Here is a 23956-nt window from a genome sequence, read left to right as displayed (position 1 = left end):
GCCAGGGCGCATGGACATGCCTTCCGAAAACGGCGCGATCGACGAGGGGCGGGCGGGAAGCCGCATCGCCGACGTCGTCGTGCCCGTGGCGCTCGACAAGGCCTATTCCTACGCCGTGCCCGCCGGCACGGCGCTGGCGGAGGGCGACGTCGTCGTCGTGCCGCTCGGGCCGCGCCAGACCGTCGGCGTGGTCTGGGCGTTGCGCGAGGGCGCCGGCGCCAATCTCAAGAGCGTCCTCGGCCGGGTGGACGTGCCGCCCATGGGGGAGGACCTGCGCCGGCTCATCGACTGGATCGCCTGGTACACGCTCGCCCCGCTCGGGCTCGCCATGCGCCTCGCCCTGCGCATCCCGGGCGAGGACCGGGCGGAACAGGTGCGCGTCGGCGTGCGCCTCGCCGGCGCGCCGCCCGAGCGCCTGACCGCGGCCCGTCTCCGGGTCATCGCCGCGGCCGAGGGCGGGCTCGTCTACACCAAGGGGGACCTCGCCGAGCGCGCCGGCGTGAGCCTTGCCGTGATCAACGGCCTCGTCGATACCGGCACGCTCGAGGCGGTCGCCCTGCCGCCGGAACCGGTGGCGGGCCTGCCGGATCCGGAGCATGCGCCGGCGGCGCTGTCGCCGGATCAGGAGCCGGCCGCGGCGGTGCTGCGCGCGGCCGTCGCCGAGCGCAATTTCTCGGTGACGCTCGTCGAGGGCGTCACCGGCTCGGGCAAGACGGAGGTCTATTTCGAGGCGGTGGCCGAGGCCCTGCGGCAGGGTCGGCAGGCGCTGATCCTGATGCCCGAGATCGCGCTCACGGCACAGTTCCTCGGACGCTTCGCCGCCCGCTTCGGCACGGCCCCGGCCGAATGGCATTCGGGCATCTCCGGCCGCAAGCGCGAGCGCCTGCACCGGGCGGTTGCCGCGGGCGAGGTGAAGGTGGTCGCCGGGGCGCGCTCGGCCCTCTTCCTGCCCTTCAGCGACCTCGGCCTCGTCGTCATCGACGAGGAGCACGAGCAGGCCTACAAGCAGGAGGAAGGGGCGCTCTACCACGCGCGCGACATGGCCATCGTGCGGGCGCGCATCGACAAGGCGCCCGTCGTCCTCGCCTCCGCCACCCCGTCGGTCGAGACGCGCGTCAACGCGGCTCGCGGGCGTTATCGCCATCTCGTGCTGCCCGAGCGCTTCGGCGGCCGTACCTTGCCGACGATGCGCGCCATCGACATGCGCAAGAAGGCCCCCGAGCGCGGCCGCTGGCTGTCGCCGCCGCTGCTTGCCGCCATGCGCGAGACGCGCGCGGCCGGCGAGCAGAGCCTGCTCTTCCTCAACCGGCGCGGCTACGCGCCCTTGACGCTCTGCCGCAGCTGCGGCCACCGCTTCCAGTGCCCCAACTGCTCGGCCTGGCTGGTGGAGCACCGCTTCCGCCGCGCCCTCGTCTGCCACCATTGCGGCCATGTGGAACGGCGGCCGGACAATTGCCCGGAATGCGGCACGGTGGATGCGCTCGCCGCCTGCGGACCGGGCGTCGAGCGGCTCGCCGAGGAGGTCGTGGAGCATTTTCCGGATGCGCGCGTCATCACGCTGTCGAGCGACTTCCCCGGCGGCGTCGAGCGCCTGCGCCGCGAGCTCGAGGCCATCGCCGCGGGCGAGGCCGACATCGTCATCGGCACCCAGCTGGTCGCCAAGGGCCACAACTTCCCGCAATTGACGCTCGTCGGCGTGGTCGATGCCGATGTGGGGCTCGCGAGCGGCGATCCGCGCGCCTCCGAGCGCACCTTCCAGCTCCTGCAGCAGGTGACGGGCCGGGCCGGGCGCGGCGACCGGCCGGGGCGGGCGCTGCTGCAGACCTACCAGCCCGACCATCCCGTGATGCGGGCGCTCCTGTCGGGCGATGCCGCGGCCTTCTACGCCGAGGAGGAGGCGGTGCGCGAGGCCGCCGGCCTGCCGCCCTTCGGGCGCCTCGCCGCCATCATCGTCTCAGCCCCCGACCGCGGCGAGGCCGAGGCGCACACCCGCGCCCTCGCCCGCTCGGCCGAGGCGCCGGATGATATCGACGTGCTCGGCCCGGCGGAGGCGCCGCTCGCCCTCATCCGCGGCCGCTACCGCTTTCGCCTGCTGGTGCGGGCAGCGCGCGACAGCGACCTGCAGGGCTACCTGCGCGCCTGGATCGCACGAACGCCGAAGCCGCCGCAGCGCATCCGCGTGACGGTGGACGTCGACCCGATGAGCTTCATGTGAGGCCCTATCTCAGCCGGCTCCTCACCGGCCCTCTCCGGCAAGCGCCACCGCGATCTGCGCGGCGAGCGCGGCGTTGTTCTCGACGAGCGCGATATTGGCCTTGAGGCTGCGGCCGGCGGTGGCCTCGGCGACGCGCGGCAGGAGGAAGGGCGTCACGTCCTTGCCGGTGATGCCCTGCGCGGCAGCTTCGAGAAGGGCCGATTCGATCACCGGGGCGATCTCGGCGCCCGGGATCTCGTGCTCTGCCGGAATGGGGTTGGCGACAAGCACGCCCGAGGTCAGGCCGAGCGCCCGATGCGCCCGGACGAAGGCGGCGATCTCGCCCGCCGTGTCGAGCCGCGCCGGGGCGGCGAGCCCGCTGTCGCGCGAGTAGAAGGCCGGGAAAATATCCGTGCCGACCGAGACCACCGGCACGCCGAGCGTCTCCAGCATCTCGAGCGTCAGGGCGAGGTCGAGGATGGCCTTCGCCCCGGCCGAGACGACGGCGACCGGCGTGCGCGAGAGCTCCGTCAGGTCGGCGGAGATGTCGAAGCTCGTCGCCGCGCCGCGGTGGACGCCGCCGATACCGCCGGTGGCGAAGACGGCGATGCCGGCCATCGCGGCGAGGCGCATGGTGGAGGCGACGGTCGTCGCGGCGTCGCGCCCGGTGGCGAGGGCGAGCGGCACCTCGCGCGTGCTCGCCTTCATGACGTCGCGGGCGGTGGCGAGCCTCTCGAGGCCGGCGTCGTCGAGGCCGATGCGGATGCGCCGGTCGAGGACGGCGATGGTCGCCGGCACGGCGCCGCCGGCGCGCACGATGGCCTCGACCCGGCGCGCCGTGTCCAGATTGGCGGGATAAGCCATGCCGTGGGCGATGATGGTGGATTCGAGGGCGACCACGGGCCGCCCGGCCGCGAGCGCATCGGCCACCTCGGGCGACAGAACGGGGGTGACGTCGGTCATCGCTCAATCTCCTCCTGCGCGGCGGCATCATCACGCCTGGTCACGACCGCTGCCGCCATTCTCTGCCCTTCGCTCGCCGCTGCCGTAAAGTCCCATCCGCTGACGAGGCCGAAGACGGTGCCGGCGAGCGCCGCATCGCCGGCACCCGTGACGTCGCGCGACTGGCCGGCGGCAAGGGCCGGCAGCAGGGCGGTCTCGCCCTCCGCCGTCGACAGGAAGACGCCATGGGCGCCGAGGCCCACCGCGAGCCGGCGCACGCCGCGCCCGTGGAGCGTGCGCGCCGCAGCCGCAAGGGCCGTCTCGCCGTCGATCGGCAGCCCCGTGAGGGCAGCGAGCTCGTCGCGGTTCGGCGTCATGAGCGCGACGGGCGTGCCCGCGCCGAGGATCGGCCCAAGGCGCGCCGCCTTGGCGACGGAGACCGGCTCCAGCGCCAGCGGGCGACCGTGGGCGGCGGCAAGCCCGGCAAGATGCGCGAGTGCCGGCGGCGACAGGTTGGCGTCGGCGACGACGAAGGCGGCCTCCCGGATCGCCTCCTCCCGCGCGGCGATGGCCGCCGCGTCGAGCGCATCGAGGATGTGCATGGCGGCGACGGCGACGACGAGCTCCCCTTCGGGGTCGAGCACCGCCGTATAGCTGCCCGTCGGCAGGGCGGCGCGGAGGCAGAGCGACATGTCGACGCCCGCTGCCAGCGTCTCGCGCGCGATGCGCTCGCCCGCGGCATCCTCGCCGAGGATCGTCAGGAGGCGCACGGCGGCACCGCGGCGGGCGAGGCGCTCGGCGACGTTGCGGGCGACCCCGCCGCAGGCGACGGTCGCCGTGCCGGGGTTGGAGGTGCGCATCACCACCGGCCGGTCGGCCCGGCACTTCACGTCGAGATTAGCGCCGCCGGCGACGAGGACGGATGGGCCCTGCGTCACGGCCGGCCCCCGGGGGAGGAATGCGGAATCATGCCTTCGTCTCTAACCTCATTCGCCCCTTCCTCCAATGCCGCGCGCCTGGCGCGCAGGCCGGCAGGCGGCTGTGGGGAACTGGCCTTTGTGGCAGCGCGAAGGCGCAAGGAGCGCCTGCGATGTTGCACGCGCCCGATCCTTATGTTAGGGCACCGGCGCCTTCCGGGCAGATCGTGTCTGTCCTCGCCATTTCCGTGTCCCCGCGCGAAGGATCAGGCGCCGCCGAGGCGATCGGTGACGACCGTTGGTTCTTGAGAGCAAGAGAGAAGCCCTGTGGCTCAAGGCGGAACTATCATAGCAGGAGTTGCCGGGCGCTATGCCTCGGCGCTGTTCGACCTGGCCAAGGAAGCCGGCAGCCTCGACGCCGTCGAGAGCGACCTCAAGCGCTTCAATGCGCTCGTGGCCGAGAGCCCGGACCTTGCCCGCCTCGTGACGAGCCCCGCGTTCGGCGCGGAGGAGCAGGAGCGGGGCGTGGCCGCCGTTCTCGCCAAGGCCGGCATCAGCGGGCTCGCCGCCAATTTCATCCGCCTCGTTGCGTCGAAACGTCGCCTCTTCGCGGTCCGCGACATGGTGCGCGCCTACAGCGCGCTCGTCGCCCGCGAGAAGGGCATCGTGCACGCCGAGGTCACCCTCGCCGAGGCGCCCTCGCAGAAGGCGCTCGACGAGATCAAGGCGGCGGTCAAGGCCGTTGCCGGGGGCGAGATCGCCCTCGACGTCAAGATTGATCCCGCCATCCTCGGCGGTCTCATCGTCAAGCTGGGCAGCCGCATGGTCGATGCGAGCCTTCGCTACAAACTGAATTCGATCCGTTTCGCCATGAAAGAGGTCGGCTGATGGACATCCGCGCCGCGGAAATTTCCGCAATCCTCAAGGAGCAGATCAAGAACTTCGGCTCCGAGGCCGAGGTCACCGAGGTCGGCCAGGTTCTGTCGGTCGGTGACGGTATCGCCCGTTGCTACGGCCTCGACAACGTGCAGGCCGGCGAGATGGTCGAGTTCGAGTCGGGCGTGCGCGGCATGACCCTGAACCTCGAAGCCGACAACGTCGGCATCGTCATCTTCGGCTCCGACCGCGAGATCGCGGAAGGCCAGACGGTGAAGCGCACCGGCGCCATCGTGGACGTGCCGGTGGGCAAGGGCCTGCTCGGCCGCGTCGTCGACGCGCTCGGCAACCCGATCGACGGCAAGGGCCCGATCCAGGCCGACGAGCGCCGCCGCGTGGACGTGAAGGCGCCGGGCATCATTCCGCGCAAGTCCGTGCACGAGCCGATGGCGACCGGCCTCAAGTCGATCGACGCGCTCATCCCGATCGGCCGCGGCCAGCGCGAGCTGATCATCGGCGACCGCCAGACCGGCAAGACGGCGATCGCCCTCGACACCATCCTCAACCAAAAGCCGCTGCACGCGACCGGCGACGAGAGCCAGAAGCTCTACTGCGTCTATGTCGCCGTCGGCCAGAAGCGCTCCACCGTCGCCCAGTTCGTGAAGGTGCTGGAGGAGAACGGCGCGCTCGAATATTCGATCATCGTCGCCGCCACCGCCTCCGACCCGGCGCCGATGCAGTTCCTGGCGCCGTTCTCGGGCTGCGCCATGGGCGAGTTCTTCCGCGACAACGGCATGCATGCCGTGATCGTCTATGACGACCTGTCCAAGCAGGCCGTCGCCTACCGCCAGATGTCGCTGCTGCTGCGCCGCCCGCCGGGCCGCGAGGCCTATCCGGGTGACGTGTTCTACCTCCACTCGCGCCTCCTCGAGCGCGCGGCGAAGATGAACGACGAGAACCGCAACGGCTCGCTCACCGCCCTGCCGGTCATCGAGACGCAGGCGAACGACGTGTCGGCCTACATCCCGACGAACGTCATCTCGATCACCGACGGCCAGATCTTCCTCGAGACCGACCTGTTCTACCAGGGCATCCGCCCGGCCGTGAACGTCGGCCTCTCGGTGTCGCGCGTCGGCTCCTCCGCCCAGACCAAGGCGATGAAGAAGGTCGCCGGCAAGATCAAGGGCGAGCTCGCGCAGTACCGCGAGATGGCGGCCTTCGCGCAGTTCGGCTCCGACCTCGACGCCACGACGCAGCGCCTGCTCAACCGCGGCGCGCGCCTCACCGAGCTCCTGAAGCAGCCGCAGTTCTCGCCGCTGAAGATGGAAGAGCAGGTCTGCGTGATCTACGCCGGCGTCAACGGCTACCTCGATCCGCTGCCGGTCAACCGGGTGCGCGATTTCGAGGAGGGGCTGCTCGGCGTCCTGCGCGCCAAGCACACCGACATCCTCGATGCGATCCGCTCCTCGAAGGACCTGTCCGACGAGACGGCCGCCAAGCTCAAGGACGTCGTCGAGGCCTTCGCCAAGACGTTCGCCTGAGGGGCGTCCGCTTGAGCCGCACCTGCCATCGCAGCAACGGGGAATAGGCGCTCGTCATGCCGAGCTTGAAGGATCTGCGCAACCGCATCGCCTCGGTGAAGGCGACGCAGAAGATCACCAAGGCCATGCAGATGGTGGCGGCAGCCAAGCTGCGCCGTGCCCAGACGGCGGCCGAGGCGGCCCGTCCCTATGCCGAGCGCATGGAGACGGTCCTCGCCAACCTCGCCTCGCGCATGACGGTGACGGAAGGCGCGCCGCGCCTTCTCGCCGGCACGGGCCGTGACGAGACGCATCTCTTGATCGTCTGCACGGCCGAGCGCGGCCTGTGCGGCGCCTTCAACAGCTCCATCGCGCGTCTCGCCCGCGACAAGGCCAATGCGCTGATGGCGCAGGGCAAGACGGTGAAGATCCTGTGCGTCGGCAAGAAGGGCTACGACATCCTGCGCCGGCAGTTCAGGGACCAGATCATCGAGCTCATCGAGCTGCGCTCGGTGCGCCAGATCGGCTTCGAGAACGCCGACGCCGTGGGCCGCAAGGTCCTGCAGATGTTCGACGCCGGCGAGTTCGACGTGGCGACGCTGTTCTACAGCAAGTTCAAGTCGGTGATCTCCCAAGTGCCGACGGCGCAGCAGATCATCCCGGCCGAGTTCGACGGCGAGACGAAGGCGGCGACCGGCCTCGATGCCGTCTACGACTACGAGCCGGGCGAGGAGGAGATCCTCGCCGCGCTCCTGCCGCGCAACGTCTCGGTGCAGATCTTCCGGGCGCTGCTCGAGAACGGTGCCTCCGAGCAGGGCGCGCGCATGTCCGCCATGGACAACGCGACGCGCAATGCCGGCGAAATGATCAAGAAGCAGACGCTGACCTACAACCGGACGCGTCAGGCGATGATCACCAAGGAACTCATCGAAATCATCTCGGGCGCCGAGGCTCTTTGAGGCCCCGCTCTGATCGGACCGTGAGGGTTTAGAAAATGGCGAACAAGGCGAGCGACAAGGCGGTCGGACGCATCACCCAGGTCATCGGCGCGGTGGTCGACGTGCAGTTCGACGGGCACCTGCCGGAGATCCTGAACGCCCTCGAGACGACGAACCAGGGCAACCGGCTCGTGCTCGAGGTGGCGCAGCAGCTCGGCGAGAGCACCGTGCGCTGCATCGCGATGGACACCTCCGAGGGTCTCGTGCGCGGCCAGGCGGTGACGGACACCGGCGCCCCGATCAAGGTGCCGGTCGGCGACGGCACGCTCGGCCGCATCATGAACGTCATCGGCGAGCCGGTGGACGAGGCCGGCCCCGTCCCGGCCGAGGATACGCGCGCCATCCACCAGCCGGCCCCGAGCTATGCCGAGCAGTCGACCGAGGCGCAGATCCTCGTCACCGGCATCAAGGTCATCGACCTGCTCGCCCCCTACGCCCGCGGCGGCAAGATCGGCCTCTTCGGCGGCGCCGGCGTCGGCAAGACGGTGCTCATCCAGGAGCTCATCAACAACGTCGCCAAGGCCCACGGCGGCTATTCGGTGTTCGCCGGCGTCGGCGAGCGCACGCGTGAGGGCAACGACCTCTACCACGAGATGATCGAATCGGGCGTGAACAAGGACCCGAAGGAGCACGGCGGCTCGACGGCCGGCTCCAAGTGCGCCCTCGTCTACGGCCAGATGAACGAGCCGCCCGGCGCCCGCGCCCGCGTCGCGCTCACCGGCCTCACCGTCGCCGAGCACTTCCGCGACAAGGGCCAGGACGTGCTGTTCTTCGTCGACAACATCTTCCGCTTCACGCAGGCGGGCTCCGAGGTGTCGGCGCTTCTCGGCCGCATCCCCTCGGCGGTGGGCTACCAGCCGACGCTCGCCACCGACATGGGCGCCCTGCAGGAGCGCATCACGACGACGACGAAGGGCTCGATCACCTCGGTGCAGGCCATCTACGTGCCGGCCGACGACCTGACCGACCCGGCGCCGGCCACGTCCTTCGCCCACCTCGACGCCACGACTGTGCTGTCGCGCGCCATCTCCGAGAAGGGCATCTACCCGGCGGTCGACCCGCTCGACTCCACCTCGCGCATGCTCGACCCGCGCATCGTCGGCGACGAGCACTACCAGGTGGCCCGCCAGGTGCAGCAGATCCTGCAGCGCTACAAGTCGCTGCAGGACATCATCGCCATTCTCGGCATGGACGAGCTCTCGGAAGAGGACAAGCTCACTGTGGCGCGCGCCCGCAAGATCGAGCGCTTCCTGTCGCAGCCGTTCTTCGTCGCCGAGGTGTTCACCGGTGCGCCGGGCCAGCTCGTCGCCATCGAGGACACCATCAAGGGCTTCAAGGGCCTGTGCGAAGGCGCCTATGACCACCTGCCGGAGGCCGCCTTCTACATGGTCGGCACCATCGAGCAGGCGGTCGAGAAGGCCAAGCGCCTCGCCGCCGAAGCCGCGTAAGCTTCAAGCCCCCGGCCGCGGCATCCTGCCCCGGCCGGGCCTGGCGGCCCCAAGTTCCGGTTTCGGAGACAGATCGACATGGCGACCTTTACGTTCGAGCTCGTCTCGCCCGAGCGGCTTCTCTTCTCCGGCGAGGTCGAGAGCGTCGTCGTGCCCTCGAGCGAGGGTGAGATGACGGTGATGGCCGGCCACGCGCCGGTGATGGCCGTGCTCAAGCCCGGCGTCGTCGCCGTCAGCGAGGGCAAGGGCGCCGTGCGCCGCCTCTTCGTGCGCGGCGGCTTCGCCGATGTCGGCCCGGATGGCCTCACCATCCTCGCCGAGGTGGCGCTGCCGATGGAGGAGCTTGACGCCGAGACGCTCGCCCAGCACGTCCGCGATGCCGAGGAAGACGTGGCCGACGCCAAGACCGACCAGGCCCGCCAGGCGGCTGCCGAGCGCCTCTCCCAGCTCACCGAGCTGCGCGACGCGCTGGTGCACTGAGCACTCTCTCCACGCGCTTTTGAAAGGCCGCCCCTCTGGGCGGCCTTTTGCGTTGAGACGTCTTGCGTCAGGCCTCGGACCGCAGCAGCCGGCGGATCACCTTGCCCGTCGTCGTCAGCGGCAGCTCGTCGCGAAAGGCGATCTCGCGCGGGTATTCGTGGGCCGACAGGCGCTCGCGCACGAAGGCCTTGATGTCGGCGACGAGCGCCTCGGACGGCGCGTAGCCGTCGCGCAGCACGATGAAGGCCTTGACGATCTCCGTGCGCACCGGGTCCGGCTTGCCGACCACGGCCGCGAGGGAGACAGCCTCGTGCTTGATGAGGCAATCCTCGATCTCGCCCGGGCCGATGCGATAGCCGGCCGAGGTGATGACGTCGTCGTCGCGGCCGACGAAGTGGACATAGCCGTCGTCGTCCACGCTGCCCTGGTCGCCCGTCGTCATCCAGTCGCCGACGAACTTGTCGCGCGTCGCCTCGGGCCGGCGCCAGTATTCGAGGAACATCACCGGATCGGGCCGCAGCACCGCGATCTGCCCGAGCTCCCCCGGCTCGCAGCGCGTGCCATCCGGCCGGATGACCGCCACGGTGTGGCCCGGCACCGGTTTGCCGATCGCCCCGGCACGCGAGACGCCGATCGCGGCGCAGGAGGCGAGCACCAGGTTGCACTCCGTCTGGCCGTAGAACTCGTTGATGGTGAGCCCAAGCTCCTCCCGGCCCCAGACGAAGGTCGCCTCGCCCAGCGCCTCCCCGCCCGAGGCGAGGGTGCGCAGGCCGAGGTCGAAGCGCGCGCCGGGCCGCGGCACGCTGCGCAGCATCCGGAGCGCCGTCGGCGGGATGAAGGTGTTGCACACCTCAAGGCGCGCCATGAGGTCGAAGGCTTCTTCCGGGTCGAACTTCTCGAACTTGCGCGCCACCACCGGCACGCCGTGGTGCAGGCCCGGCAGCAGCACGTTGAGCAGGCCGCCGGCCCAGGCCCAGTCGGCCGGCGTCCACAGCCTGTCGCCCGGCCGGGGCAGGAACTCGTGCGGCATCTCCACGCCCGGCAGGTGCCCGAGCAGCACGCGATGGCCGTGCAGGGCGCCCTTGGGATTGCCGGTGGTGCCCGAGGTATAGATCATCATGGCCGGATCGTCCGGCCCCGTGGCGCGCGGCGCGAAATCCTCATCCGCCTCCGCGAGCATCTCGTCGAAGCCGATCGCGGCGCCGTCCGGCCCGTCGGTGCTGACGATGACGGCGAGGTCGGGCAGCGGCACGTCGATGGCCTTGAGCGTCGCAAGGCCGGCGGCATTGGTGATGACGGCGCGGGCGCCTGCATCCGCGAGGCGATAGCTCAGCGCGTCGACGCCGAAGAGCATGGCGAGCGGCAGGGCAATGGCGCCGAGCTTGTAGATGGCGATGTGGGCGATCGCCACCTGCTGCGACTGCGGCAGGAGGATCGCCACCCGGTCGCCGGCCGCGATGCCGCGGCGGCCGAGCGCGTTGGCGAGACGGTTCGAGCGGCGCCGCAGGGCGCCGTAGGTCAGGGCTTCGACCGTGCCGTCGCGGGCGACCTCGAGGATGGCCGGCCGCTCGGGCTGCGCCGCCGCCCAGCGGTCGCAGCAGTCGACGCCGATGTTGTAGCGCTCGGGAATGCGCCAGCGGAAGCCGGCAACGAGCGCATCATAGTCGCGAATGTCGGGCAGCATCGGCACCCCTCATGTGGGACGTGCCGTGTTTATAGGCAAAGCGCCGCAAAATCACCATGCTGGCCGCAGCCGCCGGGACGATCAGGCGGCGAACTGCGAGCGCTGGGCCCAGCCGGTCATGCGCCGCTCCAGCCAGGCCATCACGGCGTAGATCATGATGCCGAGGACGGCGAGCGCGATGAGGGCGGCGAAGAGCAGCGGTACGTTGAAGTCCGCGCTGGCGCGCGCCATCAGGTTGCCGATGCCGTTGCGCGAGGCGTTGTACTCAGCGATCACCGAGCCGACATAGGCGAGCGTGATCGCCACCTTCAGCGAGCCGAAGAAATAGGGCAGCGAGCGCGGCACGCCCACCTTGAGCATGATGTCGAGCTTCCTCGCGCCGAGCGCCCTGAGCACGTCCTCCACCTCCGGCTCGATGGTGGCGAGGCCGGTGGCGACATTCACGACGATGGGGAAGAAGGAGATCATGAAGGCGGTGAGCACCGCCGGGAGCCAGCCGACGCCGAACCAGATGACGAGGATCGGCACCACCGCCACCTTGGGAATGGCGTTGAAGCCGACGAGGAGCGGATAGAGCCCGGCGTGGACGAAGCGCGAGGCGCCGAGCGCGAGCCCGAGCACCAGACCGAAGACGATGGCGAGGATGAAGCCGGCCGTGGTCATCCACAGCGTGTGGAAGGAGTGGAACAGGAGCGGCCACCAATAGGCGATGGTCGCATCGAGAATGTCGCTCGGCGCCGGCAGCACGTAGGAGGAGACGCGGAAGACCCGGCAGAACACCTCCCACAGCAGGAAGAAGCCGATTGTGCAGAGCCAGGGCGCCAGCATGAGCCGTCGCGCCTGCGACGCCCGGGCGCGCGCGGCGGCGTCACGCACGGCGCGCGCATCGGCCTCGGCGGCAGCGGAGACGGTGTCGGCCTCGGCGCTCATGCTGTCTTCCTCGCATCGGCGATGTGACCGCGCAGCTCGTGCACGATGTCGATGAACGCCTTGGTGTAGGTGACCTCGAGGTCGCGCGGACGGGGAAAGTCGACCACGCGCTCGGCGACGATGCGGCCGGGGCGGGCGCTCATGCAGAAGATGCGGTCGGCGAGGAAGGTGGCCTCGCGCAGGTCGTGGGTGACGAGCACCACCGTCATCCGGCGCTCGGCGTGCAGGTCGCGGATCACGCACCACAGCTCCTCGCGCGTGAAGGCGTCGAGCGCGCCGAAGGGCTCGTCGAGGAGGAGGAGCTGCGGCTCGTGGATGAGCGCCCGGCACAGGGAGGCGCGCTGCTGCATGCCGCCCGAAAGCTCCCACGGATATTTCCCGCCCTGGCCCTTGAGCCCGACCTGGGCGAGCAGGCGCTCGGCCTTGGCGACATAGCTGCCGCGCTCGCGCTTGAGCCGGCTGCGGTGCGGCTCGACGATCTCGAGCGGCAGGAGCAGGTTCTCGAGCGTGGTGCGCCAGGGCAGCAGCGTCGGGTTCTGGAAGGCCATGCCGGCGATCCGCACCGGCTGCGTCACCGGCGCGCCGCCGACGAGGATGGTGCCGGCGCGCGGGAACTGCAGGCCCGTGGCGAGCTTCATCAGCGTCGACTTGCCGCAGCCGGATGGGCCGACGACGGCGGCGAACTCGCCTTCGGCGATGGAAAGCGACAGGTGCTCGACGGCGGGAAAGCCGTCACCGCTGCCATAGGCGTGGGTGACGTCCTTCAGGGCGACGAAAGCATTCAAGCGGGTCACCTTTCCCTTGGCCCCGGAGCCGGCCGCCGGGAGACGGCGGCCGGGCGAGGCGGACGACGCGACGGAACGGTCAGTCGATCATCCGCTCGGCGTGCGGGGGCAGGTAGGTGTCGACGAAGATGTCGCCGGCAACCGGCTTGTTCTTGAAGGTGAAGGTGAGGCCGATCTGCTCCAGCGCCTTCTCGAACCGCGTCGCGTCGATGCCGCCGAAGCCGTTCTCCTTGACCCAGGGCGTGATGACGTTCTGGGCCAGGTTCATCTGCAGGCGCTCGAGCTCCACCTCCTTCTTGGCGACGTCGTTGCGCTTGATGACGCTGTCGACCGCGGCGGAGGGATTGGCGACGGTGTCTTTCAGGCCGCGCACGAAGGCGCGCAGGAAGCCCTTCACCGCCTCCGGCTTCTCCTCGGCGAACTTGGCCGAGACCATGATGGCGTTGCCGTAGAGCTCGACGCCGTAGTCGCCCATCAGCATGACGACGATGTCGTCCACGGCGACGCCGCGCGACTTCAGGTTGATGAGCGAGGACATGGCGAAGCCGAAGATGGCGTCGACCTCGCCCGAGGCGAGCATGGGCTCGCGCACCGGGAAGCCGACGTTCTCGAACTTCATCTTGGAATCGTCGAGCCCGTTGACCTGCTTGAAGATCGGCCACTGGGCGAAGGCGCCGTCGGCGACCGGGGCGCCGAAGGTCTTGCCCTCGAGGCTCTTGGGATCGGTGGAGATGCCGCGGCTCTTGCGGCCGATGATGGAGAAGGGCGGCCGGTCGTAGACCATCATCACCGCCTTCACGTCGACATTGGGGTTCTCGTCGCGGAAGCGCACCAGCGAGTTGATGTCGCCGAAGCCCATGTCGTAGGTGCCCGAGGCGACACGCGGGATGGCCTCGCGCGAGCCGTTGCCGGTGTCGATGGTGACGTCCAGCCCCTCGTCCTTGAAATAGCCCTTGTCGATGGCGACCAGGAACGGCGCCGCCGGCCCCTCGAACCGCCAGTCGAGCGTGAAACGCAGGGGCGTCTGCGCCGCCGCGGCGCCCGCCCAGAGCGCGGCGGCACCGGCGACGACGCCGGCGAAGGTCCTCAAGGCGGTACGCCGGCACTGACCGAGGGGGCTCAACACGGACGGAAGGGACATCGGACGGACTCCAGACTGGAAGCGTGCGGACGCGTAAGGCGCGTCATCGTTGTCGAAGCAATATTCGTACCGGAACGAAACCGGCGAAAGAGCTCCTTCCTGCTGATCGTGACGGCACCGCCGCGCCTGTCAAGGACGATGGCCGGCCAGCCGGTCACAAAGCGTATCTTTTCCTAACGTTTCGCGACGGGTGGCGCCCTCCGCCCGGCCGGCTATGCCACCGGCAGCGCGCCGTCGCTCTTCACCTCCTCCATGACGGCATAGGTGCGCGTCTCGGTGACGCCGGGCAGCGACAGCAGCACGTCGCCGAGGAAGCGGCGGTAGGCCGCCATGTCGGCGACGCGCGTCTTGACGAGATAGTCGAAGCCGCCGGCAACCATGTGGCATTCCAGCACCTCCGGCGCACGGCGCACGGCCTCGGCGAAACGCTCGAAGATGTCGGGCGTCGTCTTGTCGAGAGACACCTCGACGAAGACCATCAGCTCGAGGCCGAGCTTGCGCGGGTCGAGCCGCGCGCCGTAGCCGGTGATGTAGCCCTCGCGCGTCAGGCGCTTCAGCCGCTCGCTCGTCGCGGTCGGCGACAGGCCGATTCGCTCGGCGAGCTCCACGGTGGCGATGCGCCCGTCCGCCTGCAGGACGGCGAGGATGCCCTTGTCAGTACGGTCGAGCACTTATCATTCTCACTATCTGAATCTCTTTTCATAGTGATTCCTGCTGCCGATTCCCGCTTTCGTCAAATCGAACCACGGCGATATCCGCGTTATCCTGACGATCTCTCAAGGAGTTGATCGTCGATGCGTTCCGCCTCTTCCGCCAGCAGCCAGCCAGACCCCGCCCTGCCGCCCTTCCGGGCCCCCTTCGCGCCCGAGGATGCGGCGATCGCCCGTGACCTCATGGCCGGAGCCGCGCTGGCGCCGGAGCGCGAGCGTCGCATCGATACGCTGGCGGGGAGCCTCATCGAGGCCATCCGCTCCAAGAGCGGCAGCCTCGGCGGCGTCGAGGAGCTGCTGCGCGAATATTCGTTGTCGACGCGCGAGGGCCTCGCGCTGATGGTGCTGGCGGAAGCGTTGCTGCGCGTGCCCGACAGCGTCACCGCCGACCGGCTGATCGAGGACAAGCTCGGCCAGGGCGACTTCGCCCGCCACGAGGCGAAGTCCGACGCCTTCCTCGTCTCGGCCTCGGCCTGGGCGCTCGGCGTCACGGCACGCATCATCCAGCCCGGCGAGACGCCCGAGGGCATCCTCGGCCAGCTCGCCAAGCGCATCGGCCTGCCGGCGGTGCGCACGGCGACGCGCCAGGCCATGCGCGTGCTCGGCAACCACTTCGTGCTCGGCCAAACCATCGAGGAGGCGCTGAAGCGCGCCCAGTCGGGCGCCGGCCGCATCTACCGCTATTCCTTCGACATGCTGGGCGAGGGGGCGCGCACGCAGGAGGACGCCGACCGCTATTGGCGCTCCTATGCCGATGCCATCGACGCCATCGGCTGGGCCGCCGGCAACGAGCCGCTGCCGAACCGCCCGGGCATCTCCGTGAAGCTTTCGGCGCTGCACCCCCGCTACGAGGCGGTGAGCCACGCGCGGGTGATGGCCGAGCTCGTGCCGCAGGTGATCGCGCTCGTTGAGAAGGCCAAGGGCTACGACCTCAACTTCACCATCGACGCCGAGGAGGCGGACCGGCTGGAGCTGTCGCTCGACGTCATCGCCGCTGTCGCCGCCGCTCCCTCCCTCGCCGGCTGGGACGGCTTCGGCCTCGCCATCCAGGCCTACCAGAAGCGCGCCGCAGCCGTGATCGACTGGATCGCCGAACTCGCCGAGCGCCATGACCGCCGCTTCATGGTGCGCCTCGTCAAGGGCGCCTACTGGGACACGGAGGTCAAGCGCGCGCAGGAGCGCGGCCTTGCTGGCTACCCCGTCTTCACCCGCAAGGCGATGACGGACCTCAACTACATGGCCTGCGCCGAGAAGCTGCTCGCCTTGCGCCCGCGCATCTTCCCGCAGTTCGCCACCCACAACGCGCTTACCGTCGCCAGCATCGTCGAGCTTGCCGGCAACACGGAGGGCTTCGAGTTCCAGCGCCTGCACGGCATGGGCGAGGCGCTCTACGGCAAGCTGTTCGAGGCCGTGCCCGGCACCGCCTGCCGCACCTATGCGCCGGTCGGCGGGCACCGCGACCTCCTCGCCTATCTGGTGCGCCGCCTGCTCGAGAACGGCGCCAATTCCTCCTTCGTCTCCGTGGCCGCGGACCCGAACGTGCCGATCGCCGAGATCCTCAAGCGGCCGGCGGCGATCATCGGCACGCCCGAGGCCGCCGCCCACCCGCGCCTGCCCTTGCCGGCGGCGCTCTATGGCTCCCGCGTCAATTCCGCCGGCGTCGAATTCGGCCACGCGGAGGAATTCGCCCGTCTCATGGACGATCTGAAGAAGGCGGGGCTGCCGTCGGCCCCCGCACGCGCCCTCGTCGATGGCGAAGCCCGGCCCGGCACGCGGCGCGAAATCGCCAGCCCCATCGACGGCAGGACCGTCGCCGGTGTCGTGGAGGATGCGGACGAGGCTGCCGCCGATGCGGCGATGGCGGCAGCGAAGGCCGGGTTTAGTGCCTGGGCGGCAACGCCCGCCGCGACGCGCGCCGAGGCCATCCGCAAGGCCTCCGACCTTCTCGAGGCGCGGCGCGGGCTCTTCCTCAACCTGCTGCAGGTCGAAGCCGGCAAGACGCTCGACGACGCGGTGGCCGACCTGCGCGAGGCGGTCGACTTCTGCCGCTATTACGCACGTCAGGCCGAGCGGCTCTTCGGCGAGGGCACCGTGATGCCGGGCCCCACGGGCGAGGAGAACCGCCTCGTGCTGCGCGGGCGCGGCCCCTTCGTCGCCATCTCGCCATGGAACTTCCCGCTCGCCATCTTCCTCGGCCAGGTGACGGCCGCGCTCGTCGCCGGCAATTCCGTCGTCGCCAAGCCGGCCGAGCAGACGCCCGTCATCGCCTGCGAGGCGGTGAAGCTGCTGCACGAGGCCGGCGTGCCGAAGAGCGCCCTCCACTTCGTGCCCGGCGACGGGCGCATCGGCGCCCGGCTCGTCGCCCACCCGGCCGTCGCCGGCGTCGTCTTCACCGGCTCGACCGAGGTCGCGCGCATCATCAACCGCACGCTTGCCGCCAAGGACGGGCCGATCGTGCCCCTCATCGCCGAGACGGGCGGCATCAATGCCATGATCGTCGACGCGACCGCTCTGCCCGAGCAGGTGGCCGACGACGTCGTCATGTCCGCCTTCCGCTCCGCCGGCCAGCGCTGCTCGGCGCTCCGGCTCATGTGCGTGCAGGAGGATGTCGCCGACCGGATGATCGAGATGGTGGTGGGCGCCGCGCGCGAGCTCAAAGTGGGCGATCCGCGCGATCCATCCGTCCATGTGGGGCCCGTGATCGACGCCGAGGCCAAGGAGAAGCTCGAGGCCCATGCCAAGGCGATGAAGGCGAGCGCCCGCACGCATCTTGCCATCCCCGGCCCGGCGCCGGGCACCTATGTGGGCCCGCACGTCTTCGAGCTCGCCAGCGCGCGCGACCTCAAGGAGGAGGTCTTCGGCCCCATCCTGCACGTCGTGCGCTACAGGGCGAACAAGCTCGGCGACGTGATCGCCGCCATCGATGCGACGGGCTACGGCCTGACGCTCGGCATCCACTCGCGCATCGAGGACACGGTCGCGCAGATCGTCGCACGGCTCGAGACGGGCAACGTCTACGTCAACCGCAACATGATCGGCGCGGTGGTCGGCACCCAGCCCTTCGGCGGCCACGGCCTCTCCGGAACCGGGCCGAAGGCCGGCGGGCCGCACTACCTGCTGCGCTTCGCCACCGAGCAGACGGTCACGATCAACACCGCGGCGGCCGGCGGCAATGCCAGCCTGATCGCGATGGGGGAATAGAGGGACGGGGCCGCCCCCCTCCCCCTTGTGGGGAGGGGTGGGGGTGGGGGTCCGCGACGCAAGAGCACAGCGATCATCCGGGCTGCACCACCCCCCTCCCTACCCTCCCCCGCAAGGGGGGAGGGAAACGGCCAATCCCGAGCCATTCGTCGCACCGGGCCCGCCATGCGGCCTGCGCAATTTACATTCGCCGCCGGGCGGCTATTGTCGCGGCGCAGTGCATGATTTGTGCGATGCACAGGAGCCGTATCCACGGCTCCTTCCAGCCAATTTTCCCTCGGCGGCGCGGGCGCGGCAGGCGCAGCGCGGCCACTGCTTTGCGGAGAAGCGACATGCTCGGAATCGGCGACAAGCTCCCCTCGTTCAGCGTCACCGGCGTCAAGCCCGGCTTCAACAACCACGAAGAGAACGGCCAGAGCGCCTTCGAGACGATCACGGACGAGAGCTTTGCCGGCAAGTGGAAGGTGATCTTCTTCTATCCGAAGGACTTCACCTTCGTGTGCCCGACCGAGATCGCCGAGTTCGCCCGCCTCGCCGGCGAGTTCGCGGACCGTGACTGCGTCGTCCTCGGCGGCTCGACGGACAACGAGTTCGTGAAGCTCGCCTGGCGCCGCGCCCATCCCGACCTCGACAAGCTGCCGATCTGGTCCTTCGCCGACACCAATGGCTCGCTGGTCGACGGGCTCGGCGTGCGCTCGCCGGACGGTGTCGCCTACCGCTACACCTTCATCGTCGACAACGAGAACACCATCCAGCACGTCTATGCGACCAACCTCAACGTCGGCCGCAACCCCAAGGACACGCTGCGCGTTCTCGACGCCCTGCAGACGGACGAGCTCTGCCCCTGCAACCGCGAGGTCGGTGGCGCCACGCTGAAGGCCGCGTGAGCCGCGGGGCCGGGCGAGCATGCCCGGCCCTCACCCGCCCTTGAAGCCAAGGACGCAATCGATGTCGTTCGACACGCTGAAGAGCAAGATCCCCGACTTCGCCAAGGACGTGCGGCTCAACCTCTCGTCGCTGGCGCAGGACGAAACCCTGAGCGAGCAGCAGAAATACGGCCTCATCCTCGCCTGCGGCATCGCCACCCGCAACGCCGAGGTGGCCGCCGCCTGCGAGGCCGAGGCCAAGGCCAAGCTGTCGCCGGTGGCACTCGACGCCGCCCGCGCCGCCGCCTCGATCATGGCGATGAACAACGTCTACTACCGCTTCGTGCACCTTGCCTCGAACAAGGAATACGGCACCCTGCCGGCGAAGCTGCGCATGAACGTCATCGGCAACCCGGGCGTCGACAAGGTCGATTTCGAGCTGTGGTCCCTGGCCGTCTCGGCCATCAACGGCTGCGGCATGTGCATCGACGCGCACGAGAAGGTGCTCAAGGATGCCGGCCTGCCGACGGCCACCGTGCAGACGGCGGTGCGCTTCGCCGCCATCATCCAATCCGCCGCCGTGGCGCTGGAGGCCGCCGCGCTCGCGACGGCCGCGTGAGCCGCGCCTGCCGGCCGGGACGAGCGAAGGGCCGCCACGCGCGGCCCTTTTTCATTCCGGGCACGGCAGGACCCGCGCGGCGCAACGCTTCCGCAATGATCGCCGCTCACAGATGATGGTCCGGCACAGCGGAGCGACCATTGCGGATCCTGCTCGTCGAAGATGAGGTCGAGATGGCCGGCGCCCTGGCGTCGGCCCTGCAGCGCCACGACATCGTGCTCGATCACGTGACGAGCCTCGCCGAGGCGCGCGAGGCGCTGGCGGGCGACGTGCACCACGCCGTTCTCGTCGACCGTCGCCTGCCGGACGGCGAAGGCCTCGACCTCGTCCGCGGGCTCAGGAGCGGCGAACGCGAGGCGTTGCGCCATCTGCCGGTCATCGTGCTGACAGCCCGCGGCGACATCGAGGACCGGATTGCCGGCCTCGACGCCGGCGCCGACGATTATGTGCCCAAGCCCTTCGCCGTCGAGGAACTGCTGGCGCGCCTGCGTGCCATCCTGCGCCGGCCGGGCGCCGTCTCGCAGCGCTCGCTGCGCATCGGCCATCTGACCTTCGACACCGAGCATCGCGAGGCGAACGTCGGGGGCGCGCGCCTCGACCTGCCGCGCCGTGAGCTCCTGGTGCTCGAGACGCTGCTGCGCCGTGCCGGCCGCACCGTGATGCGCGCCGTGCTCGAGGAAGCGGTCTACGGCTACAGCGACGAGATCCAGTCCAACGCGCTCGATGCCCATGTCTCGCGCCTGCGCCGCAAGCTGACCGAAGCCGGGGCGGGGCTCGAGATCCACAATGTCCGCGGCGTCGGCTACCTGCTGCGGCCCGCCACATGAGGGGCGGAACGCGCCATTCGCTCAAGCGGCGCCTGGTGACGCGGCTCATCGCGGTGCAGGCCGCCGTCATCGCGCTCGTCGTCGTCGCGGCCTTCCTCGCGCTCTGGCTGGGCGGCCACTTCGCCAGCAAGCTCGAGCCCGAGGACGCGATCCTCGAGGCGGTGGCCCATGCCCTCGGGCGCGACAGCGGCGGCGGCCTCGTCCTTCGTCCGACGCGGCAGCTCGCCGACTTGCGACGGCGCTCGCCCGATCTGTGGTTCGTCGTGCGCGACAAGGATGGCATCATCCTCTCCGAAGGACGGGTACCGGAGGAATATGCGCGCATCGGCGCCGTCGCCATGGGGGTCGGCCAGGCCCGCTTCGGCTGGAACCTCGGCGATCCGCCACGGCAGATCGCCCGCCTGAAGCAGATGGACACGGCCGCCGGACGCGTGCAGGTGCTGACCGGACCCGGCAGCTACATCCCCCTGCGACGCGTCGTCTGGGCGGTCGCGATCAGCGTCGCCGGGATCGTCCTGCCCATCGTCCTCGTCATGGCACTGGCGACGCTGACCGCGACGCCGCTCGTCGTCGGCCGGGCGCTGTCCGGCCTGAGGACCGTCGCCGAGAAGGCGCGCCAGATCGACGCCGGCCGGCGCGGCGGGTGCCTGCCGCTCGACGGCGTGCCGGCCGAGGTCGTGCCGCTCGTCACGGCCGTCAACGACGCCCTCGCCCGTCTCGACGACGGCTACGAGCGGCGCCAGCGGTTCCTCGTCGATGCCGCGCACGAGCTGCGCACGCCCATCGCCATCCTGACGACGCGGCTCGAGGCGCTCGACGACAGCCCGCAGCGGCAGCGCCTGCTCGCCGACGCTGCCCGCCTCTCCAACCTCGCCGGCCAGCTATTGGACCTGCAGCGCATCGATGCGGCGCCCTGTGCCATGACGACCCTCGACCTCGTCGCCCTGGCGCGCGAGGTCGCCGCCGACCTTGCCCCGCTCGCCATCGCCGCGGGCTTCGAGCTGTCGTTCGAGGCGCGTGTGAAGACGATGAAGGTGCGTGGCGACCCGCTCGGGCTGGCGCGGGCGCTGACCAATCTCGTGCAGAACGCCATCGACCATGCCGGCCGGCCCGGCCTCATCACCATAACAGTTGCCGAAGGCGGCATCGTCGAGATCGCGGACGACGGCAACGGCATCCCTGCGGCCCAGCGCGAGCAGATCTTCGAGCCTTTCCAGCGCCTCGACACGCGCTCGCACGGCACCGGCCTCGGGCTGCATCTCGTCGTCGAGATCGTGCGTCTGCACGGCGGCACCATCGCCGTCGTCGATGCGCCCGGCGGCGGCGCCTGCTTCCGCATCACCCTGCCGCAGCCGGAGGACTGATCCGGGCGGGCGTCATGCTTCCACAATCCGGGCCGGCGACAAGCGCATGGGGCCCGCCATAGGAAGGATCGTCGCAAGCCATGTCCGTCGCCCGTCCGTCCGATCTCGTCCAGTTCCTGCGCGCCTGGTGCGCCGACCCGGTCCATGTCGGTGCCGTTGCGCCATCCGGCCCCGCACTCGCCGAGCTCATCACGCGCGAGATCGGGCCGCGTTCCGCGCCCGTCATCGAGCTCGGCCCCGGCACCGGCGCCTTCACCGAGGCGATCCTCGCCCGCGGCGTCGACGCCCGCGACCTCGTTCTCGTCGAATACGGCTCCGATTTCGCCCGCCTGCTGCAGGCGCGCTTCGGCAGGGCCCGGGTGCTGTGGATGGACGCGGCCCGCCTTGCCCAGGTCGAGCTGTTCGACGGACGTCCGGCCGGGGCCGTCGTCAGCGGCCTGCCGCTGCTCAACCTGTCGCCGCGCAAGGTCATGGCCGTTCTCGACGGCGCCTTTCGTCACCTCAGGCCGCAGGGCGCCTTCTACCAGTTCACCTACGGCATGCGCTGCCCCGTGCCGCGGACCATCCTCGACCGGCTCGGCCTCAAGGCGACGCTCCTCGGCCGTACCGTGCGCAACGTGCCGCCGGCGGCGGTCTATCGCATCACCGCCCGCCCGCAGAGGCGCGGCGTGCAGCACGCGTGAAGGGCTGAACATCTCCTGCACGATGAGACGCCCGCCCTCAGGACATGAGCAGCATCGGCGCGATCTGCAGGGGAAGATGCGCGGCCGCATGGGCGGCCATCGCGGCCTCCAGCCCCCGCCGGACGTAGATGAGCCCGCAGACGACACCCACGAGGCCGTTGAGCAGCAAGGCACGCAGGATGATCGCCGGCGTCAGCGGGACGAGGGCCGCCGTCGCCGGCAGATGGCCGAGGCCGAAGACCAGGGCCGCTATCACGATGGCGAGGACGATCGGCGCGGCCCCTGCCCGTGCGCCTGCGCGCCAGCCCCGCGCAAGAAGATAGACGAGCGCGGACAAGAGGAAGAGGCGCAGCAGGATCTCCTCGGCGAGGCCGCCATAGAGAAGACCGGCGAGGAGACGCTTGCACAGGACGACCTCGCCGAAGGCGGCCGCCGACGGCGGCAGAACGCCGCGGAAGAGGAGCACATCCGCAGCCACCACCAGAAGGCCGGTACAGAGCCCGGCCGCCACCGCCCGGCCGAGCCGCGCGCCCGCGAGAGACGCGGGCTGCCCGCCGGCCAGCGCCGCCAGCAGCGGCGCTCCGGGAAGCCCGACGCGTGCGGCGGCCCTCAGGCCGAGGTGAGCGGCGAGCGCGAAGACGACCGATGCCTGCAGCATCATCCCGGCGACCAGCACCGGCCGGGGCGGCAGGTCGGCGATCTCGTCATGGAGGGCGAAGGTCACCGGCAGGGTGGCAAGCGAAGCCACGACGCCGAGCCCCGACAACACCAGGACGAGCCGATAATGAACGGATATCCGCATGTTCAGCCTGCTGCGATGATGCGCCATGGCGGCGCTGCAGGCTCTGCTAGAGCGGCGAGATTACCGGTACATGATGAACCGGCGCCGCAGCAGCACCCTGCCACTGAAATTGCATTCTTGACGTGTCACAACCATTGCGTGAATAATGCCTTTGCTTTCACACGGTCCTTTTTCACAAGCCTTTCTTTTCAGTGGGGTTTTTCATGAAACACACGGTTATCCTGGTCGGCGCCGACAAGGGCGGCGTCGGCAAGACCACGACGTGCCGCAGCCTTCTGGACTATCTCAACGAGCGCAGTGTCCTGCCACGCGCCTTCGACACCGAGGCCCCACGCGGCACGCTGCAGCGTTTTCACCCTGATATCAGCGAGATCGTCGACCTGACCCAGACGACCGGCCAGATGCGCATCGTCGACACGCTCTCGCGCACCGACGTCAAGGCAAGCGTCATCGACGTGTGCGCCGGACAGATGGTCCGCACCCTCGCCGCCCTGCGTGACATGGGCTTTCTCGAGGCGGTGGCCGAAAAGCGCTTCAATTTCATCATCCTGCATGTCCTCGGGCCGTCCATCGCCTCGCTGGACGAGATCGCCGAGACCGCTCCCTTCACGGATGACGCCCATTATTTCCTAGTGAAGAACAAGATGAACGACACGACCTTCTTCGACTGGAGCCCGACGACGTCGAAGGCCTATTTCGGCAAGGTCAAATGCGCGGGCGAGATCACCATCCCGAAGCTCAACGAGATGGCCTACGAGCAGGTGGAGCTCGCGGGAACCAGCTTTTCCACCTTCGTCGCCGACAGGACGCGCGACGGCGAGGAGGCCGGCTATTCCTTCGTGCTGCGCGGCTATGTCCGCACCTGGCTGCGGGCCGTCTGCGCGGAATTCGACCGCGTGCATTTCCACGACATCATGACGGCCCGCTCGGCGAAAGCCTGAGCGGGACCGGCGCAACCAGTTGGAAGCC

Annotated in this window: 21 protein-coding genes; 13 read left to right on the top strand and 8 right to left on the bottom strand. The window is 69.9% G+C overall.

Annotated elements, in window-relative coordinates; translation table 11 throughout:
- Positions 1–10: 10 nt before the first annotated feature.
- Positions 11–2215 carry a primosomal protein N' gene (locus tag AL346_RS08815; protein ID WP_019402733.1) on the top strand — a complete coding sequence of 735 codons (2205 nt, stop codon included), beginning with the start codon at positions 11–13 and terminating at the stop codon, positions 2213–2215.
- 21 nt (positions 2216–2236) lie between these two features.
- Here the strand turns inward: AL346_RS08815 and AL346_RS08810 are convergent, their stop codons facing one another.
- Together AL346_RS08810 and AL346_RS08805 are read right to left on the bottom strand one after the other, a co-directional pair.
- A complete protein-coding gene (locus AL346_RS08810; RefSeq protein WP_019402734.1) occupies positions 2237–3157 on the bottom strand; it encodes a pseudouridine-5'-phosphate glycosidase in 921 nt (306 codons plus the stop codon).
- On the bottom strand, positions 3154–4074 hold the full coding sequence (locus AL346_RS08805) for a carbohydrate kinase family protein (RefSeq protein WP_019402735.1): 921 nt from the start codon (positions 4072–4074) through the stop codon (positions 3154–3156). Before AL346_RS08805 ends, AL346_RS08810 begins: the two co-directional genes overlap by 4 nt.
- A 306-nt stretch (positions 4075–4380) precedes the next feature.
- On the opposite strand from AL346_RS08805, the gene AL346_RS08800 reads away from it, so the two are divergent.
- From AL346_RS08800 to AL346_RS08780, 5 genes are all read left to right on the top strand, one after another.
- Positions 4381–4941: a F0F1 ATP synthase subunit delta gene (locus AL346_RS08800; RefSeq protein ID WP_019402736.1), complete on the top strand. Its 561-nt coding sequence runs from the start codon at positions 4381–4383 to the stop codon at positions 4939–4941.
- Positions 4941–6470: a F0F1 ATP synthase subunit alpha gene (atpA, locus tag AL346_RS08795; protein ID WP_019402737.1), complete on the top strand. Its 1530-nt coding sequence runs from the start codon at positions 4941–4943 to the stop codon at positions 6468–6470. The genes AL346_RS08800 and atpA overlap by 1 nt, the downstream gene beginning before the upstream one ends.
- A gap of 56 nt (positions 6471–6526) precedes the next feature.
- A complete protein-coding gene (locus AL346_RS08790; RefSeq protein WP_019402738.1) occupies positions 6527–7408 on the top strand; it encodes a F0F1 ATP synthase subunit gamma in 882 nt (293 codons plus the stop codon).
- Positions 7409–7443: 35 nt separating this feature from the next.
- The gene (gene atpD, locus AL346_RS08785; protein WP_019402739.1) at positions 7444–8895 is read left to right on the top strand and encodes a F0F1 ATP synthase subunit beta; all 1452 of its coding nucleotides are present in this window, start codon (positions 7444–7446) and stop codon (positions 8893–8895) included.
- A 78-nt stretch (positions 8896–8973) separates the two neighbouring features.
- Entirely contained in the window at positions 8974–9375 is a 402-nt protein-coding gene (locus tag AL346_RS08780) for a F0F1 ATP synthase subunit epsilon (RefSeq protein ID WP_019402740.1), read from the top strand.
- Between the two features lie 67 nt (positions 9376–9442).
- On the opposite strand, the gene AL346_RS08775 is transcribed toward AL346_RS08780, so the two are convergent.
- From AL346_RS08775 to AL346_RS08755, 5 genes are all read right to left on the bottom strand, one after another.
- Positions 9443–11059, bottom strand: coding sequence for an acyl-CoA synthetase (locus AL346_RS08775; RefSeq protein WP_019402741.1), 1617 nt, complete (start codon positions 11057–11059; stop codon positions 9443–9445).
- Positions 11060–11140: 81 nt separating this feature from the next.
- On the bottom strand, positions 11141–11887 hold the full coding sequence (locus AL346_RS08770; protein WP_040404703.1) for an ABC transporter permease: 747 nt from the start codon (positions 11885–11887) through the stop codon (positions 11141–11143).
- A 98-nt stretch (positions 11888–11985) separates the two neighbouring features.
- Positions 11986–12774, bottom strand: coding sequence for an ABC transporter ATP-binding protein (locus AL346_RS08765; protein ID WP_019402743.1), 789 nt, complete (start codon positions 12772–12774; stop codon positions 11986–11988).
- 79 nt (positions 12775–12853) lie between these two features.
- Positions 12854–13915, bottom strand: a complete 1062-nt coding sequence (locus tag AL346_RS08760) for an ABC transporter substrate-binding protein (protein WP_082312468.1) — start codon at positions 13913–13915, stop codon at positions 12854–12856.
- A 212-nt stretch (positions 13916–14127) separates the two neighbouring features.
- Entirely contained in the window at positions 14128–14586 is a 459-nt protein-coding gene (locus AL346_RS08755; protein WP_019402745.1) for an Lrp/AsnC ligand binding domain-containing protein, read from the bottom strand.
- A gap of 123 nt (positions 14587–14709) precedes the next feature.
- Here AL346_RS08755 and putA point away from each other — a divergent pair, with 123 nt between their 5' ends.
- From putA to AL346_RS08725, 6 genes are all read left to right on the top strand, one after another.
- Positions 14710–17826, top strand: coding sequence for a bifunctional proline dehydrogenase/L-glutamate gamma-semialdehyde dehydrogenase PutA (gene putA, locus AL346_RS08750; protein ID WP_019402746.1), 3117 nt, complete (start codon positions 14710–14712; stop codon positions 17824–17826).
- Between the two features lie 332 nt (positions 17827–18158).
- On the top strand, positions 18159–18713 hold the full coding sequence (locus AL346_RS08745; protein WP_019402473.1) for a peroxiredoxin: 555 nt from the start codon (positions 18159–18161) through the stop codon (positions 18711–18713).
- A gap of 61 nt (positions 18714–18774) precedes the next feature.
- Positions 18775–19311, top strand: coding sequence for a carboxymuconolactone decarboxylase family protein (locus AL346_RS08740; RefSeq protein ID WP_019402474.1), 537 nt, complete (start codon positions 18775–18777; stop codon positions 19309–19311).
- 140 nt (positions 19312–19451) lie between these two features.
- A complete protein-coding gene (locus tag AL346_RS08735; protein ID WP_019402475.1) occupies positions 19452–20138 on the top strand; it encodes a response regulator transcription factor in 687 nt (228 codons plus the stop codon).
- Positions 20135–21502, top strand: coding sequence for a HAMP domain-containing sensor histidine kinase (locus AL346_RS08730; RefSeq protein ID WP_019402476.1), 1368 nt, complete (start codon positions 20135–20137; stop codon positions 21500–21502). Before AL346_RS08735 ends, AL346_RS08730 begins: the two co-directional genes overlap by 4 nt.
- An 80-nt stretch (positions 21503–21582) precedes the next feature.
- On the top strand, positions 21583–22185 hold the full coding sequence (locus AL346_RS08725; protein WP_019402477.1) for a class I SAM-dependent methyltransferase: 603 nt from the start codon (positions 21583–21585) through the stop codon (positions 22183–22185).
- Between the two features lie 37 nt (positions 22186–22222).
- On the opposite strand, the gene AL346_RS08720 is transcribed toward AL346_RS08725, so the two are convergent.
- Positions 22223–22987, bottom strand: a complete 765-nt coding sequence (locus AL346_RS08720) for a type II CAAX prenyl endopeptidase Rce1 family protein (protein WP_156332720.1) — start codon at positions 22985–22987, stop codon at positions 22223–22225.
- Between the two features lie 203 nt (positions 22988–23190).
- Here AL346_RS08720 and AL346_RS08715 point away from each other — a divergent pair, with 203 nt between their 5' ends.
- Complete coding sequence (locus AL346_RS08715; RefSeq protein ID WP_019402479.1) at positions 23191–23928, top strand: hypothetical protein; 738 nt, start codon at positions 23191–23193, stop codon at positions 23926–23928.
- The last annotated feature ends 28 nt before the right edge of the window (positions 23929–23956 follow it).

Origin of the sequence: Chelatococcus sp. CO-6, from assembly GCF_001271345.1 — a bacterium.
In the GTDB taxonomy this organism is placed as follows: domain Bacteria; phylum Pseudomonadota; class Alphaproteobacteria; order Rhizobiales; family Beijerinckiaceae; genus Chelatococcus_A; species Chelatococcus_A caeni.
This window is presented reverse-complemented; position numbering and strand designations above follow the sequence as displayed.